Origin of the sequence: Rhodococcus sp. AD45-ID (assembly GCF_003023755.1) — a bacterium.
In the GTDB taxonomy this organism is placed as follows: domain Bacteria; phylum Actinomycetota; class Actinomycetes; order Mycobacteriales; family Mycobacteriaceae; genus Rhodococcus_F; species Rhodococcus_F globerula.
The window spans coordinates 1,067,803-1,085,448 of sequence record NZ_PYHL01000002.1; the positions used below are offsets into that span (position 1 = coordinate 1,067,803).

At 60.1% G+C, this 17,646-nt stretch carries 16 protein-coding genes; 8 read left to right on the top strand and 8 right to left on the bottom strand.

Features of this window, described 5'->3' with window-relative positions; all coding sequences use genetic code 11:
- Positions 1–4 precede the first annotated feature (4 nt).
- From hisS to C7T36_RS21215, 6 genes are all read left to right on the top strand, one after another.
- Entirely contained in the window at positions 5–1,276 is a 1,272-nt protein-coding gene (hisS, locus tag C7T36_RS21190; RefSeq protein WP_045067532.1) for a histidine--tRNA ligase, read from the top strand.
- Positions 1,236–1,895 carry a hypothetical protein gene (locus C7T36_RS21195; RefSeq protein WP_372472392.1) on the top strand — a complete coding sequence of 220 codons (660 nt, stop codon included), beginning with the start codon at positions 1,236–1,238 and terminating at the stop codon, positions 1,893–1,895. Before hisS ends, C7T36_RS21195 begins: the two co-directional genes overlap by 41 nt.
- A 53-nt stretch (positions 1,896–1,948) precedes the next feature.
- Entirely contained in the window at positions 1,949–2,938 is a 990-nt protein-coding gene (locus C7T36_RS21200; protein ID WP_045067993.1) for a malate dehydrogenase, read from the top strand.
- Positions 2,939–3,168: 230 nt separating this feature from the next.
- Entirely contained in the window at positions 3,169–3,873 is a 705-nt protein-coding gene (locus tag C7T36_RS21205; RefSeq protein ID WP_045067533.1) for a TetR/AcrR family transcriptional regulator, read from the top strand.
- A 25-nt stretch (positions 3,874–3,898) separates the two neighbouring features.
- Positions 3,899–5,065, top strand: coding sequence for an NAD(P)/FAD-dependent oxidoreductase (locus C7T36_RS21210; protein ID WP_045067534.1), 1,167 nt, complete (start codon positions 3,899–3,901; stop codon positions 5,063–5,065).
- A gap of 180 nt (positions 5,066–5,245) precedes the next feature.
- The gene (locus tag C7T36_RS21215; RefSeq protein WP_045067536.1) at positions 5,246–6,616 is read left to right on the top strand and encodes an HNH endonuclease signature motif containing protein; all 1,371 of its coding nucleotides are present in this window, start codon (positions 5,246–5,248) and stop codon (positions 6,614–6,616) included.
- 88 nt (positions 6,617–6,704) lie between these two features.
- On the opposite strand, the gene C7T36_RS21220 is transcribed toward C7T36_RS21215, so the two are convergent.
- The 3 genes from C7T36_RS21220 to C7T36_RS21230 form a co-directional block, all read right to left on the bottom strand.
- Positions 6,705–8,168, bottom strand: coding sequence for an APC family permease (locus C7T36_RS21220; RefSeq protein ID WP_233365972.1), 1,464 nt, complete (start codon positions 8,166–8,168; stop codon positions 6,705–6,707).
- Positions 8,169–8,341: 173 nt separating this feature from the next.
- Positions 8,342–9,355 carry a HEAT repeat domain-containing protein gene (locus tag C7T36_RS21225; RefSeq protein WP_045067537.1) on the bottom strand — a complete coding sequence of 338 codons (1,014 nt, stop codon included), beginning with the start codon at positions 9,353–9,355 and terminating at the stop codon, positions 8,342–8,344.
- A 15-nt stretch (positions 9,356–9,370) separates the two neighbouring features.
- Positions 9,371–10,036, bottom strand: coding sequence for a HEAT repeat domain-containing protein (locus C7T36_RS21230; protein WP_045067538.1), 666 nt, complete (start codon positions 10,034–10,036; stop codon positions 9,371–9,373).
- Between the two features lie 286 nt (positions 10,037–10,322).
- Between C7T36_RS21230 and C7T36_RS30210 the strand changes: the two genes are divergently transcribed.
- Both C7T36_RS30210 and C7T36_RS21235 read left to right on the top strand, forming a co-directional pair.
- Complete coding sequence (locus C7T36_RS30210; RefSeq protein ID WP_179300714.1) at positions 10,323–10,478, top strand: hypothetical protein; 156 nt, start codon at positions 10,323–10,325, stop codon at positions 10,476–10,478.
- Between the two features lie 700 nt (positions 10,479–11,178).
- Positions 11,179–11,490, top strand: coding sequence for a MerR family transcriptional regulator (locus C7T36_RS21235; RefSeq protein WP_033234653.1), 312 nt, complete (start codon positions 11,179–11,181; stop codon positions 11,488–11,490).
- A 328-nt stretch (positions 11,491–11,818) separates the two neighbouring features.
- Here C7T36_RS21235 and C7T36_RS21240 read toward each other — a convergent pair whose 3' ends face one another.
- The 5 genes from C7T36_RS21240 to C7T36_RS30215 form a co-directional block, all read right to left on the bottom strand.
- Positions 11,819–13,006, bottom strand: a complete 1,188-nt coding sequence (locus C7T36_RS21240; RefSeq protein WP_045067539.1) for a zinc-dependent alcohol dehydrogenase — start codon at positions 13,004–13,006, stop codon at positions 11,819–11,821.
- A 263-nt stretch (positions 13,007–13,269) separates the two neighbouring features.
- The gene (locus tag C7T36_RS21245) at positions 13,270–15,405 is read right to left on the bottom strand and encodes a catalase (protein WP_084702868.1); all 2,136 of its coding nucleotides are present in this window, start codon (positions 15,403–15,405) and stop codon (positions 13,270–13,272) included.
- 362 nt (positions 15,406–15,767) lie between these two features.
- Positions 15,768–15,968, bottom strand: coding sequence for a hypothetical protein (locus C7T36_RS21250; protein ID WP_045067540.1), 201 nt, complete (start codon positions 15,966–15,968; stop codon positions 15,768–15,770).
- Between the two features lie 120 nt (positions 15,969–16,088).
- Positions 16,089–16,358 carry a DUF4235 domain-containing protein gene (locus C7T36_RS21255; RefSeq protein WP_033236141.1) on the bottom strand — a complete coding sequence of 90 codons (270 nt, stop codon included), beginning with the start codon at positions 16,356–16,358 and terminating at the stop codon, positions 16,089–16,091.
- 435 nt (positions 16,359–16,793) lie between these two features.
- Positions 16,794–16,937 (bottom strand): hypothetical protein, encoded by a 144-nt coding sequence (locus C7T36_RS30215; RefSeq protein ID WP_155276694.1) that lies wholly within the window; start codon positions 16,935–16,937, stop codon positions 16,794–16,796.
- Positions 16,938–17,646: the final 709 nt, after the last annotated feature.

Here is a 17,646-nt window from a genome sequence, read left to right on the forward strand (position 1 = left end):
ACTCGTGAGTAAAGCCAGCACCTTCTCTGCACCCAAGGGCGTCCCGGATTACGTTCCGCCGCAATCCGCCGAATTTGTCGCCGTCCGTGACGGATTGACGCGCGCCGCACGTCTGGCCGGATACGGCCACATCGAATTGCCGATCTTCGAGGACACCGCACTGTTCGCCCGCGGCGTTGGCGAGTCGACCGACGTCGTCAGCAAAGAGATGTACACGTTCGCCGATCGCGGCGATCGTTCCGTGACTCTGCGCCCCGAGGGCACGGCCGGAGTCATGCGCGCCGTGATCGAGCACAACCTCGACCGTGGCACGCTTCCCGTCAAGGTCAGCTACGCGGGCCCGTTCTTCCGCTACGAGCGTCCGCAGGCGGGTCGGTACCGTCAGCTGCAGCAGGTGGGCGTCGAGGCCATCGGTATCGACGATCCGGCGCTCGACGCCGAGGTCATCGCCATTGCCGACGCCGGGTTCCGTTCGTTGGGACTCGACGGCTTCCGTCTCGAGATCACCTCGCTCGGCGACGACACCTGCCGCCCGCAGTACCGTGAACTGCTGCAGAAGTTCCTCTTTGCGCTGCCTCTCGACGAAGAAACCCGTCGCCGCGCCGAGATCAATCCGCTGCGCGTCCTAGATGACAAGCGTCCCGATGTCCGGGCGATGACGGCAGATGCGCCGCTCATGCTCGATCACTTGTCGGACAGCTGCAAGGCGCACTTCGACGAGGTCCTGAGCCACCTCGACGCGTTGGGTGTTCCGTACGTCGTCAATCCGCGCATGGTCCGTGGCCTCGACTACTACACGAAGACGACGTTCGAGTTCGTCCACGACGGTCTGGGCGCGCAGTCCGGTATCGGCGGCGGCGGTCGATACGACGGTCTGATGGAGCAGTTGGGTGGACAGCCGTTGTCCGGCATCGGTTTTGGTATCGGTGTCGACCGCACGGTGCTGGCACTCGAAGCTGAGGGCAAGTCCGTCGCTCCGCCGGCGCGCGTCGATGTGTTCGGCGTGCCGATGGGATCCGAAGCGAAGGGTAAGTTGGTTGCCATTGCACATCAGTTGCGTGGCAATGGCATTCGTGTCGATCTGGCCTACGGAAACCGTGGCGTCAAGGGGTCGATGAAGGCTGCCGACAAGTCCGGTGCGGCCTTTGCGCTTGTCCTGGGTGAGCGTGAACTCGAAGAAGGTGTTGTTGTCCTCAAGCACCTCTCGACGGGTGAGCAGGAGTCGGTTTCGCTCGATGAAATCGTCGACAGGCTCGGGACTCTCGTTGTCTCGTGACGTAGAACCGGTTTCGCTTGATCTTGTCCCGATCGCGCTGATTGCGCCGAGACTCAAGCGGATTGCCGTCGCGGTGATTGTGCTCGGTGTTGTGGTCGGCCTGGTCGTGAGCGTCTTTGCCTCGACGACGGTGGCGCTGCTGGTCGGCTTCATCATCGCCGTTCCGACGTCGCTTGCGATCTTGATGACCTTGCGTCGACACATCACGTTGTACGGCAAGAAGATTCGGGCGCAGGCGGGTTTCCGCACCGGTGAGGTCGACGCGGCGGAGGTGGTCACCGCCGAGCTCATGGTGCGCACGGGGCGGATCAGCGAAGTCAGTATGAAGTTGACCGACGCGCGATCCAGCGTGCGAATTCCCCTTGCTCTCTACACCGCAGGGGGAGGGCGCGAGCTGGAAATCCTGGCGCTCCGCAAGCTGGCCGACGCCTTGGCGTCGAGTGAGTTGGTGCCCGCGGCAGCTTTGTCGTCGGTGCTGATCGAGCAACTGCGCGCGGAAGCGCGTGGTGCCGGTTTGGCGGAGCGGCCACTGTACCGGGCAGTGGAGCTGGTGAGCGCAACGGGAAGAGTGCCGAGAACCACACTCACGGACCACGAAGTGGCGGGTTTGCTGGACTAGCGTGGAAGTCGTTCGCAGAAGTGAAAGCAGAACGGCAAGTGGAGGAGTCGGCAATGAGTGTTTCGCCAGTAACCGTCACGGTGACCGGAGCGTCGGGTCAGATCGCCTACGGATTACTTTTCCGGATCGCTGCAGGTGACATGCTCGGACCCGATGTTCCGGTTCGCTTGCGACTGCTCGAAATTCCTTCTGCCGTGTCCTCTGCCGAGGGGGTGGCGATGGAACTCGAAGACGGCGCATTCCCGTTGCTGGACTCTATCGACATCACCGACAATCCCGACGTTGCGTTCTCCGGCGCAAACGTCGGGATGTTGGTGGGCGCTCGGCCGCGCAGCAAGGGCATGGAGCGCGCCGATCTGCTCAGTGCCAACGGCGCGATCTTCACTGCACACGGCAAAGCGATCAACAACAATGCGGCCTCCGACGTGAAGCTGCTGGTAGTGGGCAACCCCGCCAACACCAATGCGCTGATCGCGATGAACAACGCTCCTGATGTTCCGAACGTACGCTTCACAGCTTTGACCAGGCTCGATCACAATCGCGCCATTGCGCAGGTGGTCAAGAAGACCGGTGCGGCGGCAGCGTCGGTTCGTAGGGTATCGATCTGGGGTAATCACTCCGCGAGCCAGTACCCGGACCTGTCTCACGCGACGGTCGAGGGCAAGCCGGCGCTCGACGTGATCAATGACCGCGAGTGGGTGGAGAACGATTTCATCCCGACGGTCCAGGTGCGGGGTACGGCGATTATCGCGGCCCGTGGATCGTCGTCAGCGGCGAGTGCGGCAAGTGCGTCGATCGATCACGTCCGCGACTGGGTCGGCGGAACGGCCGAGGGGGACTGGGTGTCGATGGCGGTTCCGTCGGATGGTTCGTACGGCGTTCCCGAGGGCTTGATCTCGTCGTTCCCCGTCACGTGTGCCGGTGGCGAGTACAGCATCGTTCAGGGGCTGTCGATCGACGAATTCTCGCGCGCTCGCATCGATATTTCGGTGAACGAGCTGGAACAAGAACGAAACGCGGTGCGCGAACTCGGGTTTGCCTGAACCGGACTCGGGCCCAAATTTGCGGAGCCGTTTGCTGTTGCAGCGCTTGGTGTGGTTCCGCCGCGTCGCGCGCTGATTGCGCCCCCGCGCGCCTGATCAATGCTGCGGGGGCTCATTTGTGCTGCGGGAGTGAACTGGTTCGTCTTGCGTGGTGGCGAAACCGCGACGCTTTCCTAAAAAGAGACCCGACGAACATGTTCGTAACGAACATGTTCGTGTAGAGTTTCGGTATGTCAACCCCCAACCGCAGTCGCCGTGAACGGCCGGCAAAACCCGCGCTTTCTCGCGAGGGGATCATCGCCGCGACTATCGAGATCGTGCGCGCCGAGGGGCTCGAGAAGGCAACCATGCGTCGTGTCGCGCAAGCGCTCGACACAGGTCCTTCCGCGTTGTACGTCTATGTCGCGAACACTGCCGAACTGCATGGCGGCGTCCTCGACGAACTCGTTCGGACGCTGGAAGTGGCACCCGACGGAGACTGGCAAGATCGGCTGGTGACGCTACTGCGCGACTACGCGGACGTTCTATTCGCGTTCCCCGGTTTGGCGAGATCGGCACTCGTGCTTCGTCCGTCTGGCCCGAATTCGCTCCGGATATTCGATCGGGTGCTCGGGCTGTTGATCGACGGCGGGGTTGATCCTGCGCGTGCGGCTTGGGGTGCTGATCTGCTTCTCCAGAATGCCACCGCGGCCGCCGCCGAGCACAGCACTCCCAGTCCGAGCGACATCGACGCATCCGTTGATGACGAGGCCGCGTGGGAAGGCCTTGTGCGCGCGGTTCGAACTGCCGACCCCAAGGAACTTCCCAGCATCGCCGAGCATGCCGATGCGATTCTCGCCGGCGCGCCCACCGAGCGCATGACGTGGTCGATACGAGCGCTCATTGCCGGTATCGCGGCCACTCCGACATCACTCACACACCACGAATCGCCCTGACTGAAACTACTTTTCGAGGAGAACCATGACTACTCACTACCCCATCGCGATCATCGGTGGGGGGCTCGGTGGCCTCATCGCTGCCCGCGTCCTCCATGTTCACGGCATCACGTCGGCTGTGTTCGAACTCGAGCCCAGCCGCAGCACCCGAGTGCAAGGCGGCATGCTCGATATCCACGACCACAACGGCCAGAAGGCCATACGCGCCGCCGGTTTGTGGGAACCCTTCTGCGCGTTGATTCACCCTGGTGGCGAAGCAATGCGCATACTCGATCACGCCGGAACAATCCTTCGGGAAGAGGCTGATGGCGGCACTCTCTCGCGACCCGAGGTAGACCGCGGCCACCTCCGCGACATGCTCATAGATTCTCTACCCGACGAGGCTATTCATTGGGGGCACAAAGTCACCCGAATCAGTCAGGTCGAGGGCGTTGCCGGTCGCCACGAGGTTTCCTTTGCGGACGGTGGGAGCATCACTACCGACCTCCTCATCGGTGCCGACGGCGCCTGGTCGAAAGTCCGGCCGCTCGTCTCCGACGCCTGGCCGACGTACAGCGGGATCTCCTTCATCGAAGCGGACCTGCTCGACGCCGATGAACGTCACCCCTCGGCGGCTGCGGTCATGGGCGGCGGCATGCTTTTTGCATTCCGCGGAAACATCGGAATCCTGGGCCACCGCGAAAGTGATGGGAGTCTGCACAGTTACTTGGGTGTCCGTGCCGATGAGAACTGGATTGACACTATCGATTTCACTGATGTTCCCGCGGCAACGAGTGCGATTCTCCGATTGCTCGACGGATGGGACAACTCCCTTCGTGACTTGATTGCCCGTGCCGACACCGGCTTGACTCCGCGCCGCATCGTCGCCCTCCCTATAGATCATTCCTGGAAGCGCGTCCCCGGCGTCACCCTCCTTGGCGACGCCGCGCACGTGATGTCCCCATTCGCAGGAGAAGGCGCGAATCTTGCGATGTACGACGGTGCGTTGCTCGCCCTGGCAGTCAGCGAACACTCCGGTGACGTCGAATCTGCGCTCGCTGCCTATGAAGCAGAGCTATTTCCGCGAGCAGCCAAGGCTGCTGTCGAATCTGCCGAGAGCCTCGAAATTCTCTTCAGTGAGAATTCGCCGCAGGGGCTGGTAGACATGTTCGCCGGCTTCGACGAGCAGGATGCTGCGGCGGCGACAACGTGACAGAATCTCGATTGTTTTCGGTGATTTCGGGGTAACGAGCCAAGCCGCAGCAGCAGCCTCCATGACGAATATTGCTGTGCATCAATCACTCTCGAGTGGATATTCTTGAAACCTGTCCGGAATATCCCTTGAGTCGAATGGTTGTTCGAGTATAATTGGGTCGAGGGTGGGGAGGCTCTGATGACTGCGGTGAACGATTTTGTTTCGGTGGGGGATGTTGTTGCCGGTTCGGCTGTGGGTGTGCGGGGCAGGTTGTGGCGATTGCGACCGGCCGAGGTTCGGGATGTTGCTGTGAGTGTATCTGCGGAAATCCTTCGGCTGGAAGCGATTCGAGTTGCCGCAGTCGACGAATTGGCGCTCAATCCGGATGAACAGGTGCTCTGTTACCGCGGTGTTGGTCGCTGGTTGGCGGCGAACACGATGCTGCAGAACGCGGCCGGTAACAAGATCGCCGCCCTCGGTGCCGCACTGCGGGGGTTCCCGGATATTACTGCCCAATTCGAGGCCGGCGATCTCTCGCTCGATCATGCGGCAATGATCGTCGCGTTCTGTGAATCTCCACCAAAAGGAATGCCGGACAGGGCGTTACCGTCCTGTATGAAGACTCTGTTGGCTGCGGCATCCGGGGTGGAGGCGACCACTATCAAGCTGCGGTATGCGATTGCGGTTTTGGAGCGGATCTTCGAATCCGATGAGATCCCGCCCGGTGAGGATGATGATCTCAATGTGTTGCGGATTTCGCCGACGCTCAACGGGCGCGTGGCGATCAAGGGTGATTTCGACGCGTTGACCGGTGAGATGTTGTTGTCGGCCCTCTCGGGGTTGTCGATGCCGAAACCGGCCGCGGACGGAACCCCGGATCAGCGATCGGCAGCCAAACGCACCGCCGACGCCTTCACGGAATTGATTCGCCGGTATCTCGACAATGCCATGACCGGTGTTGACGGGGGTCAGCGTCCGCACGTGAATGTGCATATCACCGCGAAAGATCTTGCCGAGCATCGCGAATGCGCGACCATGCGCAGCGAAACCGCATCGGATGATGGCGAGTTCTACGGCAGTGCATTCGATGGCGACGAGCCTGAGGTCGAGGATCTTGATGTCGGGTACATGCCGTGGATGGGTCCGCTGAGTGTGAGCCTGACCCGGATGCTCGCCTGCGATTGCATGCTCTCCACCGTGTTGATGGACGGCAACGGTGCACCGCTCGATGCGACGCCGCACAAACGCCTCGTCACACCCGAGCAGCGGACTGCGCTGATCGCTCGGGACAAAGGCTGCGCCTTCCCGAACTGTGATGCGGTTCCGGCTTGGTGCGACGCCCACCACATAAAACCGTGGTCAGTGGGCGGTCTGACGGTGGTGGACAATCTCACCCTCCTCTGCCGTAGCCACCACCGGCTGATCCACAGCACCAGTGGGTTTCGCGGGATCTGGGAAGTCAAGATGGGCGATGATCATAAACCGTGGTTCATCCCACCAGCTGCGATTGACCCGAAACAACGACGCCGACGCTCCACCGCCCGCCAGGGACCAGTCCACCGAGACTGAATCCGGCTGCGCCGGAAATAGATACCGCGCCCAAGCTTCGCATCACCAGCTAAGACGATGCGAGGCCCACACGCATGCGCCGGTTCAACTAGATTTCGAAAGCATCCTCGAGTCCAGGCTCGTTGTTCAGTGTCTCGGGTTTCAATTTGAGCAGATAGCAGAAGTACATCGCTCCTACTGTGATCAAGCCGGCCACCACCAATACCGGGGTCAACGTTCCCGACGCAATCAGTACGAACAAGCTGAACAGTATCCACACGAGCGCGGCAATCGCGATCGGCAACTCGAAGCGACCGAGGTCGAACGCGCCCGGCTTGTGATCGAGTCGCCTGCGTACGGCCAGATAGAGGACGATCGTCATGCCGTAGAGGAGGAACGGAATGATCGTTGATGCCAGGATCAATTCGAGCAATGCGGCACCTGGTAGTGCGATCATCAAGACGACGCCGATGACAAGAACCAGTATCGTCGCCGGGATCGGTGTCTTGGTACGAGGGTTGACTCGCCGCATCAGTCGGTGCGCAGGGAAGCGTGCATCGCGTGACATCGCAAAAATTATTCGTGACACTCCAGTCATCACGACCAGTCCGGCGGCAAAGAACGCTAATGATATCGCTACCAACAATATTCGCTCCACCACGGGACCAAGTTGATCTCGCATGATCGCCGCAACCGGTGAGCCGCTTTCGGTTATCTGGGGGATATCGTCGATGGCGACGGTCAGCGCGATCAGGAAGAACATTCCCAGAATCCCGGCTGCCACTACCGATCCGACGATTGCGCGGGGGACACTCCGAAACGGGTCTCTGGCCTCTTCAGCCATGTTCGCTGCGGCGTCGAATCCCTGGAGCGTGGCAAAACCCAGAATCATCGCAGCCATCACCCCGCCGCCGACGGCAAAGTAATCGGGAGCGCCTTCGGTGATACCACGCGATGTGAGGTTGTCGGCTGTGCCGTTTCCCGTCACCACCACAGCAACGATCAGCGCAATGCCGAGCACCACAACAATCGCCAATTCGACACCTACAGCGGCTGAGTTAACCAGTGCGACAATCCGTGTCGAGGCAATGGCGAGCACAGTCTGAATCAGCAGAATGACTACGGTGATTACTCGTGCCGTGTCCTCGTTCGGTTCCATGTTGAGCAGGGGCATGAGGCACTGACTGGCAAGCGCATTGTCGATTGCGCTCACACCGATCGCCAACGCCCAGACTGCCAGCCAGCCGAATACCCAGCCCACTTTGGGGTTCGCCAGCCGCGACGCCCATTGGTAGGAAGACCCGCTGAGCGGAATGCGGGCTGCGAATTGCGCGTAAACCAACGCCACCAGGATTTGCCCGCATACTGCCACGACCCACAACCAGATTCCGACTGGTCCTGCGTTGGCAAGGACGGAATCGAAGGTTCCGAAGATGCCGATTACCACGGAGATGAACGCAAACGAGATCGCGAACATCTGGAATGAGTTCAGAGTTCGCTTCAGTTCGGGTTCGTAGCCGGCGCGTCGTGAGACATTGTCCGCGGTTGGGTCATCTGCCAGCGACTTTGTCACCGTGGTGACCTCGTATCTCTGAAGAGGTGTCTCGAAGACGTTCTTCGCAATCCCACGCTAACGCAGGTGGCGCGCGGGATCCGGCCGGTTCCCCGGAATAACCCGGATAAACGTGATGTGGGCCAGGAATATGTTGTGGGGCTTTGTTTTCACCGAATCTCGGCAACTAGCGGTTAACGCTGTCTATGCCCGCGCTCGTGGGTGGATAAAATCGCAGCCGCAGTGGCCGCGATCGTTCGATCGTTGTCCTGAGTCAGCCGGGCGAGAGCTCCGAGTGCCGATGGACCGGGAATCTCCGCAAGCGCCTGAGTAATTCGCAACCGCGTCGGTGCGTCGGCGATGCTGTCGAGCGTGATCTGCATCTGATCGACGATGGTGTCGGGTGATGGCGAGACGTCCGTCAAGACGCCTAGAACTTCGGCAGCCTCGACGTCGAGCTGGCCTGTCAAGACCATTTCGAGGAGGGCAGGGATCGCGTCGACGCTTCCCCGAGCGCCGAGAGCGAGAGCCGCGCGTGAGCGGACGGTGGCGTCGGAATCCTCGAGTGCTTGTCTCAGATGTGTGGTTGCCTCCGAGGTGTGTACGGCTGCAATTGCGGCAACGGCGCGGCGTCGGACGTCGACCTCCTGTGACTGGAGGCCGACGGCGAGATTTGTGACTCCCTGACCGGCGGCCCTGGCCAACGACCACTGGAGCGCGCCGGCGACATTGAGGTCGTCTTCCGTCAATGCAGCCTCGACCAATGCGTCGATGGGCAACGACGCATTGCCCTCCTGATTCAGGATTGCTTGTTGACGGCGGGCAGCAAACTCCGACTCGAGCGCACGCAACAGGGTGACCATTCGTAAAACGTCCTCCCACTCCGACGGTGCCGTGGCGTCGACGCGTTCGAGTTTCGTGAGCAGTTCCTGTTCGGCAGCGATGCGCTGGCGCGTGTGTTTGATGAGATCACCCACCAGATCGGCGGGAGCAAAATCGGGCTCGTCCAGGGCGCGTCTGGTTTCGTCCAACGAGAGCCCGAGCGTCCTCAGGCTCTCGACATGGAAGAGCCGGCGGATGTCGTCGGCTGAGTACTCGCGGTAGCCGCCGGACGTGCGGCCGGTGGGCTCCACCAGGCCCAAGGCGTCGTAGTGACGCAACATTCGCGTACTGACACCGGACTGCCGCGAGACTTCGCCGATCAACATCTTTACTCCTGTTCTCTACGTGTGCGGCCCGACGATAGCTACACGCTGCGCCAATTCCACTGCGAGGGTGAAGCCACTGTCGGGATCCAAGTAAAGCCGCTTAGTTGCAACTGCATGTGCGCGAACCTTTGGATCAGGACTCGTCGCAGCCGCGTCGAGGATCGGTATAGCGGAATCCCCGAGACTCACCAGCGCCCGGCTGAGGCTGAGGTGCATGTCCGTGTCGCCTCGTCCGAGTTCAGTGGCCAGATCAGTCGCAAGCGCGGCCTCGTCGCGTGGTCGTACGAGTGCCACGGCCGCCCGCCAGGCGCTGCGCGCGACCTCGTCGTGGTCGTCATGCAGCAGTGCTATCACGGCAGGCCAGGAGTCAGGGTCCCCGATCTTGGACAGGGTGTGCAGCGCCTGGCTGCGAGCCTGGACGGAGTCGGATTCGAGCTCGCCGGTCAGTCTCGGCACTGTCACTTCGGCGGGGAGTCGGCACAATGCCCAGGTAAGCATGTCGCGGACAAAGAAATCCGGTTCAACAGCGCACCGATCGACAAGGGCTTCCATCGAGCCCGGATCACCCCGGGTACCTAGAGCGAGTGCAGCCCGAAGCCGGTCCGACGAATCCGCTGCAGCCAGCGCGTCGACGAGATGGGTATTCGACCCACCGTTATTGGTTGTGTTCACGACAACCACCTCCTTCGTCGACCATTTGAGTGCTTGTCACTGTGTCAAGGTCAAGCCCGGTTGTCAGCAGTCGTTGATCACCGTGATGGCAAACCTTTACGTCGGCCGTCTAGCTCCAGTTAGAGTTGTTCGACGGCCGGCTTTCTCGGCGCGAAATGTGTCCAGAGGTCGCGTACGCACTTGCGGCAAGGAATGCACTCGCGTAGTCCTGCAACGGAGCGATGGAATACTGCGCGAGCCGGTAGCGATAGTTATCGAAGCGCCGAACGGCCAATCTGCATTGATCGTCTCTCATGTGGTGGACCACAGCAGGAGCGAAGAATTGGTTGTCACGGACCAGGCGGTGCTGGTGGATCTCTTGGCGGATGGCGACGCAGACGAACTCGAGTTCACAATCGTTGGATGCTCTGTTTTTGCCGCGACGGCAATCGAGCACTACAGCGCGGGTTGACTACTGACGCTGATGGCCTCGTGCCTGGCACTCTCAACTTCGCGTAGACATTGGGGGTTATTGTCGCGAGATGGTCGCGCGGTCGCCGGTTCGCGTCGAGCGCCTCGTCGACCGACGACATAGACGCTCGGAGTTCCGCTTTGTCGAGGCAGATTTTGGCTAGGTCGAGGTTCGAGATGATCGCTTGCGTGTCTGCCGCGCCGCTCGGTCAGTTGGGTCGATCGTTTAGTTGGGTGATTGCCGGCAAGGGGGTTGCGGAGTCTAGGTTCTGCTGTCTCACTGTTCTGCTGTCTCACTACTGAAAATTTCAGCGGTACTCGACTTGTGAGTTGCCCCGAACTTACAGTTAATCATTAGCTCCGGCCGCGGAATTTGATTTGTGACGGAAATTGAGCGGAACTTCTGCACTGTCTGAGCGTCCGGGGCGAAACACCGATCAGAGACAGTCTCTTGCAGTGCAAATTGCCCTGATCTGTTGGGAAACGAGAGGTGCGTCCATCAACAATGGCGTGATGTCGGTTACGATTTCTCGATGTTAGTTCTCCCTCTGGTAGCCGAATCTGCTTGCCGAGGTGGATAAGGCGGAAGCATGGATGATTTGTCTCTCTGGCTGCAAGGAATCTGTATCTGGTGGTCGAGATTCTATAATGTCGGATGCTAAAATCGGCGTAGTGCCCAGGTATCCGTGAGGAGGTGTGCAGTGGCGTTGGAGTCTCAGTCGCATTCACTGCGCGGTGTTTACGGGATCTCGGTGATGTCGGAGCTATCCGGAGTCGGGCCTCAGACGTTGCGTTTGTACGAGCGGCGGGGGTTGTTGACGCCTACTCGCACTGGTGGTGGAACGCGTCGGTACAGCGAGTCAGATTTGGAGACTTTGCGTCGTATTACCGGGTTGGTCGATGACGGGGTCAATTTGGTTGGTGTGCGGTTGATTCTTTCGCTCGAGGCGGAGAATTCGGTGCTTGCGGCGCGGATTGCTCAGTTGAGTGAATCTGCCGACAGCCTTGCTTGATTGAACACGCGATTTGCTGGAATTCTGCGTCTGCAACGATCTTGTTTTCCTCGGACACAAGGATTTTCGTCGTTATGTCGACCGCGTCCGTGAGCGGTGGTTGTGCGGTTCGGTAAGAAGCTCCGTCGATACGCGGTCGGTGCGGGATTGAGAGAACCGCGGACCGCCCGTGTTCGGGTGAAATTCTGGCGTCGGATGCCGGTGGGGGAGCTTTTGATCGATTGTGGCCGGAAACGCCCCACCGCGTGAGTCTGCGAGGTGGGGCGTTTCCAGACTGTGCGACCACCTACTGCGTGACATGCGAAGCCGAGCAGGTGCTCGCAGGTTGCTACAGGTGAGGCTTCAGTTGAATCTTGACTGCTCCATCCTGCTTTTTCTGAAAGATCTCGTACGCGTGCGGTGCCTGTTCCAATGGCAGTTGGTGGGTTGCGAAGGTGTCGACTCCGAGAGGGTCGTCGTCCGTCAGGAGCGGAATGATGTCGTTGACCCACTTCTTGACGTTGGCTTGGCCCATTCGCAGTTGAATCTGCTTGTCGAACAAAGTCATCAGAGGAAGTGGGTCGATCTTTCCGCCGTACACGCCGATCACCGAGATCGTTCCGCCGCGTCGGACGATGTCAATTGCCGAATACAACGCGCCTAAACGGTCGAGACCGGCGGTGCGCATTGCCGGTGCGGCAATCGCGTCGGGAAGTAGTCCGATGAATTGCTGCGCTAGCTTCGCGATTGGCGACCCGTGAGCCTCCATGCCGACAGCGTCGATCACGGAATCCGTTCCGCGGCCGTCGGTGAGAGCGCGGACGGCGTCGCCGATCTTGTCGCCGTAGTCGTCGAGGTTGAGTGTTTCAACGCCGCGCTTTTCCAGGCGTGCGAGGCGTTCGGGTACCCGGTCGATGCCGATGACTCGAAACCCTTTGTGTTGAGCAATGCGAGCGGACATATCTCCGATCGGTCCGAGGCCGAGGATCGTCACGGAACCACCCGGTGGCACTGCGGCGTACTCAACCGATTGCCAGGCCGTCGGCAGCACGTCGGAAAGGTACACGAAGCGTGAATCGTCAGGTCCTTCAGGCACTTTGATATGAGTGAACTGCGCTTGTGGGACCCGCAAGTACTCAGCTTGTCCGCCTGGTACCGAGCCGTAAAGTTCGGAGAATCCGAACAATGCCGCGCCGGTGCCTTGGTCACGGACCTGCGTCGTTTCGCACTGCGTGTACAAGCTGGAGTTGCACATGAAGCAGTTGCCGCATGAAATTTGGAAGGGGATGACGACACGGTCACCGACTTCGAGATCAGTGATGTCGGATCCGATCTCCTCGACAATCCCGATGGGCTCGTGACCGAGGATGTCCCCCGGGTTCATGAACGCGCCCAAGGTCTCGTACAGGTGTAGGTCGGATCCACAGATGTTTGTGGTGGTGACTTTGATGATGGCGTCGGTGGGTTCGACGATGGTGGGATCGGGAACTGTTTCGACGCTGATCTTCCGCTTACCTTGCCATGTAACTGCGCGCACGTTGATCGACCTCTTCTCGCTGGAATGTTGTCGCCGTTCGCCTGCCCTAAACGACTGAAGTGCAAACAAAATCGGCCGGGCCATCAGTGGCTCGTCACGTGCCCTGGAGTCTCCAGGGCTATGGGTTTACATGGGGAACCATCCCCATGTACGAAGAAGAACGACGGAGAATGGCTCCTCTGCAGTTACAGAACTGATCTTCCTCGGCGGTGCAGCGTGACTGCCGATTTCGGCCGCACCGGGAGCCGCTCACTGACAATTTGTCAGAGTCGGCTCCATACTCGATGCGACTTGAGCAGTGTGACCACTTGTTCAAGTACCGATACGCTGTCCTCGCCGGTCACGACGCCGTCCGCCGCAGTGAGTTCTGCGGTTTCGAGAAGTTCCGTCGCGTCATTCCATGCGCCGATGGCCTTGCCGTGCCGAAACATTTCCGAGAGGAGAATGTCCAGGCGTGGGTCTGCAGGTGCCCCGGCGAGTAGAAGCGCGTCGAATTCGATCGATCGTGCAGTGTCGAAGGTGCGCGAGACGGGAACAGTGACCGAGTCCGAGACCAATGTGCCGCCGTGCGGGGCGATCACCAGCGGCACTATCCCGCTTTCTGCGAGACCTGACACTATCGCTTCGACGGCGGGAAGGTCGGAGTTCTCATCGGCGACGATGCCGATCACCCGGCCGGTGACCGGCCACTGCGCGCCGATCTGGGACAGGGCAGAGCTAGGCATCGGTGCGTCGTCGAACGGGACGGACGGCTGCGGGGCCGGGAGGCCAAGGCCGGCGGCGACTCTCGCGCACAGGTCGGGATCGATGTTGGCGATCACACCGAGGGCTCGTTCCTTGATCGTTTGTTCGTAGCACTTTCCTAGTTCAAAGGTGTACGCCTGTGCCACATGGTCTTGTTCGATGACAGTGAGACTGCTGTAAAACAGACGCGCCTGCGAGTAATGGTCGTCAAAAGTGGCTGGCGCGCCGCGAAGTTTCGTACCGGCCTCGAGCGCTACCGGTACTTCGACGAACGCCCCGGACTCTGCGCCGGCCATGAAGGGACAACCCCCGTCCAGTGAATTCGGCTTGTAGGGGGCGACACCGGAATGTACTGCGCTTTGGTGCATTCCGTCCCGGAACATGTCGTTGACCGGTGCATGTGGGCGATTGATCGGGATCTGACCGAAATTGGGTCCACCCAGCCGGCTGATCTGGGTGTCCAGGTAAGAGAACAGGCGGGCCTGTAGTAGCGGGTCGTCGGTGACGTCGATACCGGGCACGAGGTGCCCTGGGTGGAAGGCGATCTGTTCGGTTTCGGCGAAGAAATTGGTCGGGTTCGCGTTGAGCGTCATCACCCCGATCGGTTGCACCGGGGCCAGTTCTTCGGGAACGAATTTGGTGGGATCGAGGAGGTCGATGCCCTCGAACATCTGCTCGGGGGTGTCGGGGAAGATTTGGATGCCCAGTTCCCATTCCGGGTACGCACCGGCTTCGATGGCGTCGGCGAGATCGCGGCGGTGGAAGTCGGGATCGAATCCGTTGATCAGTTGTGCTTCTTCCCATACCACCGAGTGCACGCCCAGGCGGGGCTTCCAGTGGAACTTCACGAGCGAGGTTTCTCCGTCGTCGTTGAGAAGCCGGAAGGTGTGAACGCCGAATCCTTCCATCATTCGATACGACCGGGGGATACCGCGGTCGGACATGTTCCAGAGGGTGTGCGCGGTGGCTTCGGTGTGGAGGGAGACGAAATCCCAGAATGTGTCGTGTGCGCTTTGTGCTTGCGGGATCTCGCGGTCGGGATGTGGTTTCGCGGCATGGATGATGTCGGGGAATTTGATTCCGTCTTGGATGAAGAAGACCGGGATGTTGTTGCCGACCAGGTCGAATGTTCCTTCGGCTGTGTAGAACTTGGTGGCGAAGCCGCGGGTGTCTCGGACTGCGTCTGCGGAGCCGCGTGAGCCGAGCACTGTGGAGAAACGGACGAATACGGGGGTTTCGACTCCTCTGCGGAGGAAGCCTGCCTTGGTGACCTTTTCAGCGGCGCCGAAGGCGCGGAACACTCCGTGGGCGCCGGCGCCGCGGGCGTGAACGACGCGCTCGGGGATCCGCTCGTGATCGAAGTGGGTGATCTTTTCCCGTAAGTGGTGGTCCTGGAGCAGAGTTGGGCCGCGTTCCCCGGCTTTGAGAGAGTGGTCTGTGTCGTAAAGGCGGGCGCCCTGTGCGGTGGTCAGATATTCACCCTGCTGTCCACGCGCGTAGTCAGGGCCGTCGACGACTTCGGCTGTTGCAGTGCGAAGTTGTGGGGCGCGTTGATCGGCCTTCGGGGGCAACGGAATGCGTGGCTTGACCGGTTCCTCCAGCGGCGGAGTCGCCTGGCCGGGCGCTCCGGAGATCGGAGGGCTCTTTTTAGAGATTTTTTTGGACACGATGACTCCTCGATTCTCTGTCAGAAACTTGTCAGAAATATGTGTCGTGGAGAGAGCGCGGGAGCGCACTTTGCGGTAGGGCTTGTTCCGTTCCCGATGAAGTGCCGGTACGGGGTGAACCTCGACGAATGGATCAATCGCGGAAATTTTGGCTCGCCCGCATTTCACTCCGTCAGCGATGCGTGTTGCTGTTCAGCCCGGTGGTACGGGCCAGTGATGTTTTGTGGATCAGCGAATATCGTTGGAATCCCCGAACGCTGCCTATTTCTGATCATCACGCACGTCGGGTACGGTGCGGTAGCTTGTCCAAGAAAACCTTCCTGCGGTGCGGGTATCGCCTCTGGTCCGCTCTATCGCGAGTGTGGATCGGTTGCAGGTCCTTGTGTGGTGGCGCCGCCCTCGTCGGACCAGGTTTCGCCGCCGGAAGGATCCGATTGCACGTCCCCGGCTGCGTTTTCGCTGCTGGGATCTGTGTGGACAGTCTCGATGTCGTCGGGTGGACCCTCGCCTGTACGTGCTTGCTTGTCGGTCAAAGTACCTCCGGGGTTCATCTCGGCTCGTCGGCCGAGGGGAATCGACTATCGTTGCTGCCGTCCATGTTTCGCGCCTGGCATTCAGTTATTCGAGATGCGACGATGCTCGACGTGTCTCATGCGCGAAGTGGCTGAAGTTCACATCGGGTCCTCGTGAGTGAGAGCCCGGTAGCTTTTTGCGCCAGCTCGGTCCACTGCTGCTTTCACGACGGCGAAAACTGCTCCCTGGAGCGCCGCCGCGATCAGGACTTCTTTGCTCGATCTGTTGAGATCTTGCGGGTCGGGGGCTTTTTCGTCATGCCCGACGCGCTTCCAGATCTGTTGAAACACCGCTCCAGCGGCGATTCCACCAATCACGCTCGTTGCGAGGGAAAGCGGTTTGTACATTGCTTTGGTTATTGCGCTCATTGTGTGAATTCCTCCATTGATGTCGTTCTGTTAGAAGGAAGCGATCGCTGCGGCGCCGAGCGATGTTCTGCCATGATCGAACCCGGCAACAAGCGTTGCTGCCGTTGGAAGATGCGATGTTCGCGTTGCGTCACGGTTCCGGAGTTCTCCTCACTTATCGCCGGTAGCTATCCGGCTGAACGCCGTACAACGGCGGGTTCAGTCTTGGCGCGCTTTGTCGGCTGACTCTTGGCTGATGAGTAAGTCTTCGGTGAGGTGTGGATGGTTGTATGCGCTCAGTCGTTTCTGCGGCACTGCAGCCACGTTCGCGCCGTCGTCAGTGCTCAGTCCCGGTATCGTGAATCGGACATACGTCTTCCTCTCTTGAGATGTCGAACTGTTCGCGCGAATGTGTGCGTGCAGTTGCGGCATCATCCAAAGATCGTCTCTGTCTGTTCAGCCGATGCTTGCGGCCAATTCCTTCCTCATGGGGTCCCCGAACATCGGGGCGATCCGGAACTCGAGCTCCCGGTGTTCACAGTTGAACTTCCGGGGTTTGATCGCGCCGGGCCGAGCGGACTGGATGTCGATCGCTGTCATCGTCCTCCTGAAGCCAAGTGTGCAGTAGCGGCAGTATGTGCAGTTTCAGGCGCTCTAAATCTATACCAGGAGAAGTAGATAATTGGCAAGCCTGGACGGGCGAAACTGGAGGCGAAAACATGGTTTGCATCACCAGTTTTTGGGCCGTTGCCAGATGAAATGCTTGTTTATGTCGCATTTGGGGGGCGAAACCTCCCCTTCCCCTTCCGTAAAATCTGTGTCCTACGGGATAGATTTATTGCTGTCGATTGATGAGCTCCGGGTCGCAGATTGTGCCTGAAACGTCTGCAGTGACATTGAAGCGGTGCTGCTTGATGCCCTGCCGGTCGTGCAGTGCACATCGAGATTGGGGCGAGAAACGTGTTGCGCAATGGATTATCCGACAGTTTCACTGAGTAGGAAGAGTCTGCTGCGGAGCTGGCGGTGGACCCCAATTTCCACGGCGGGTTAGATGTTTCCGGCTCACCGATACAGCCGAACGTTATCTGGTGAAAAACACTCGCAATTGGGAACGTAGTCGCTGCGTAATCGCTTGCGCCGTCATAGGTTCGGCATTGATTGTCGGCAGTAGCCGAATGTCGACGCCACTCGCGGTAGTTGACGCATCGACTGTGAGAGGTGAGCGGTGCCAGGGGCCGGGTCTCCTCTGCGGCGAGTTAGTGCAGTCGGATGTGCGGTCCTTCGGAGTCGATATGGGCGATCGACAAGG

What these genes read in the sequence shown, in the direction of transcription:
- C7T36_RS30215 (WP_155276694.1), bottom strand. Translation starts at nt 16,937, where the DNA reads ATGACAGCGATCGACATCCAGTCCGCTCGGCCCGGCGCGATCAAACCC.
- C7T36_RS21255 (WP_033236141.1), bottom strand. Translation starts at nt 16,358, where the DNA reads ATGAGCGCAATAACCAAAGCAATGTACAAACCGCTTTCCCTCGCAACG.
- C7T36_RS21250 (WP_045067540.1), bottom strand. Translation starts at nt 15,968, where the DNA reads ATGAACCCCGGAGGTACTTTGACCGACAAGCAAGCACGTACAGGCGAG.
- C7T36_RS21215 (WP_045067536.1), top strand. Translation starts at nt 5,246, where the DNA reads ATGACTGCGGTGAACGATTTTGTTTCGGTGGGGGATGTTGTTGCCGGT.
- C7T36_RS21195 (WP_372472392.1), top strand. Translation starts at nt 1,236, where the DNA reads ATGAAATCGTCGACAGGCTCGGGACTCTCGTTGTCTCGTGACGTAGAA.
- C7T36_RS21210 (WP_045067534.1), top strand. Translation starts at nt 3,899, where the DNA reads ATGACTACTCACTACCCCATCGCGATCATCGGTGGGGGGCTCGGTGGC.
- C7T36_RS21200 (WP_045067993.1), top strand. Translation starts at nt 1,949, where the DNA reads ATGAGTGTTTCGCCAGTAACCGTCACGGTGACCGGAGCGTCGGGTCAG.
- C7T36_RS21205 (WP_045067533.1), top strand. Translation starts at nt 3,169, where the DNA reads ATGTCAACCCCCAACCGCAGTCGCCGTGAACGGCCGGCAAAACCCGCG.
- C7T36_RS21225 (WP_045067537.1), bottom strand. Translation starts at nt 9,355, where the DNA reads ATGTTGATCGGCGAAGTCTCGCGGCAGTCCGGTGTCAGTACGCGAATG.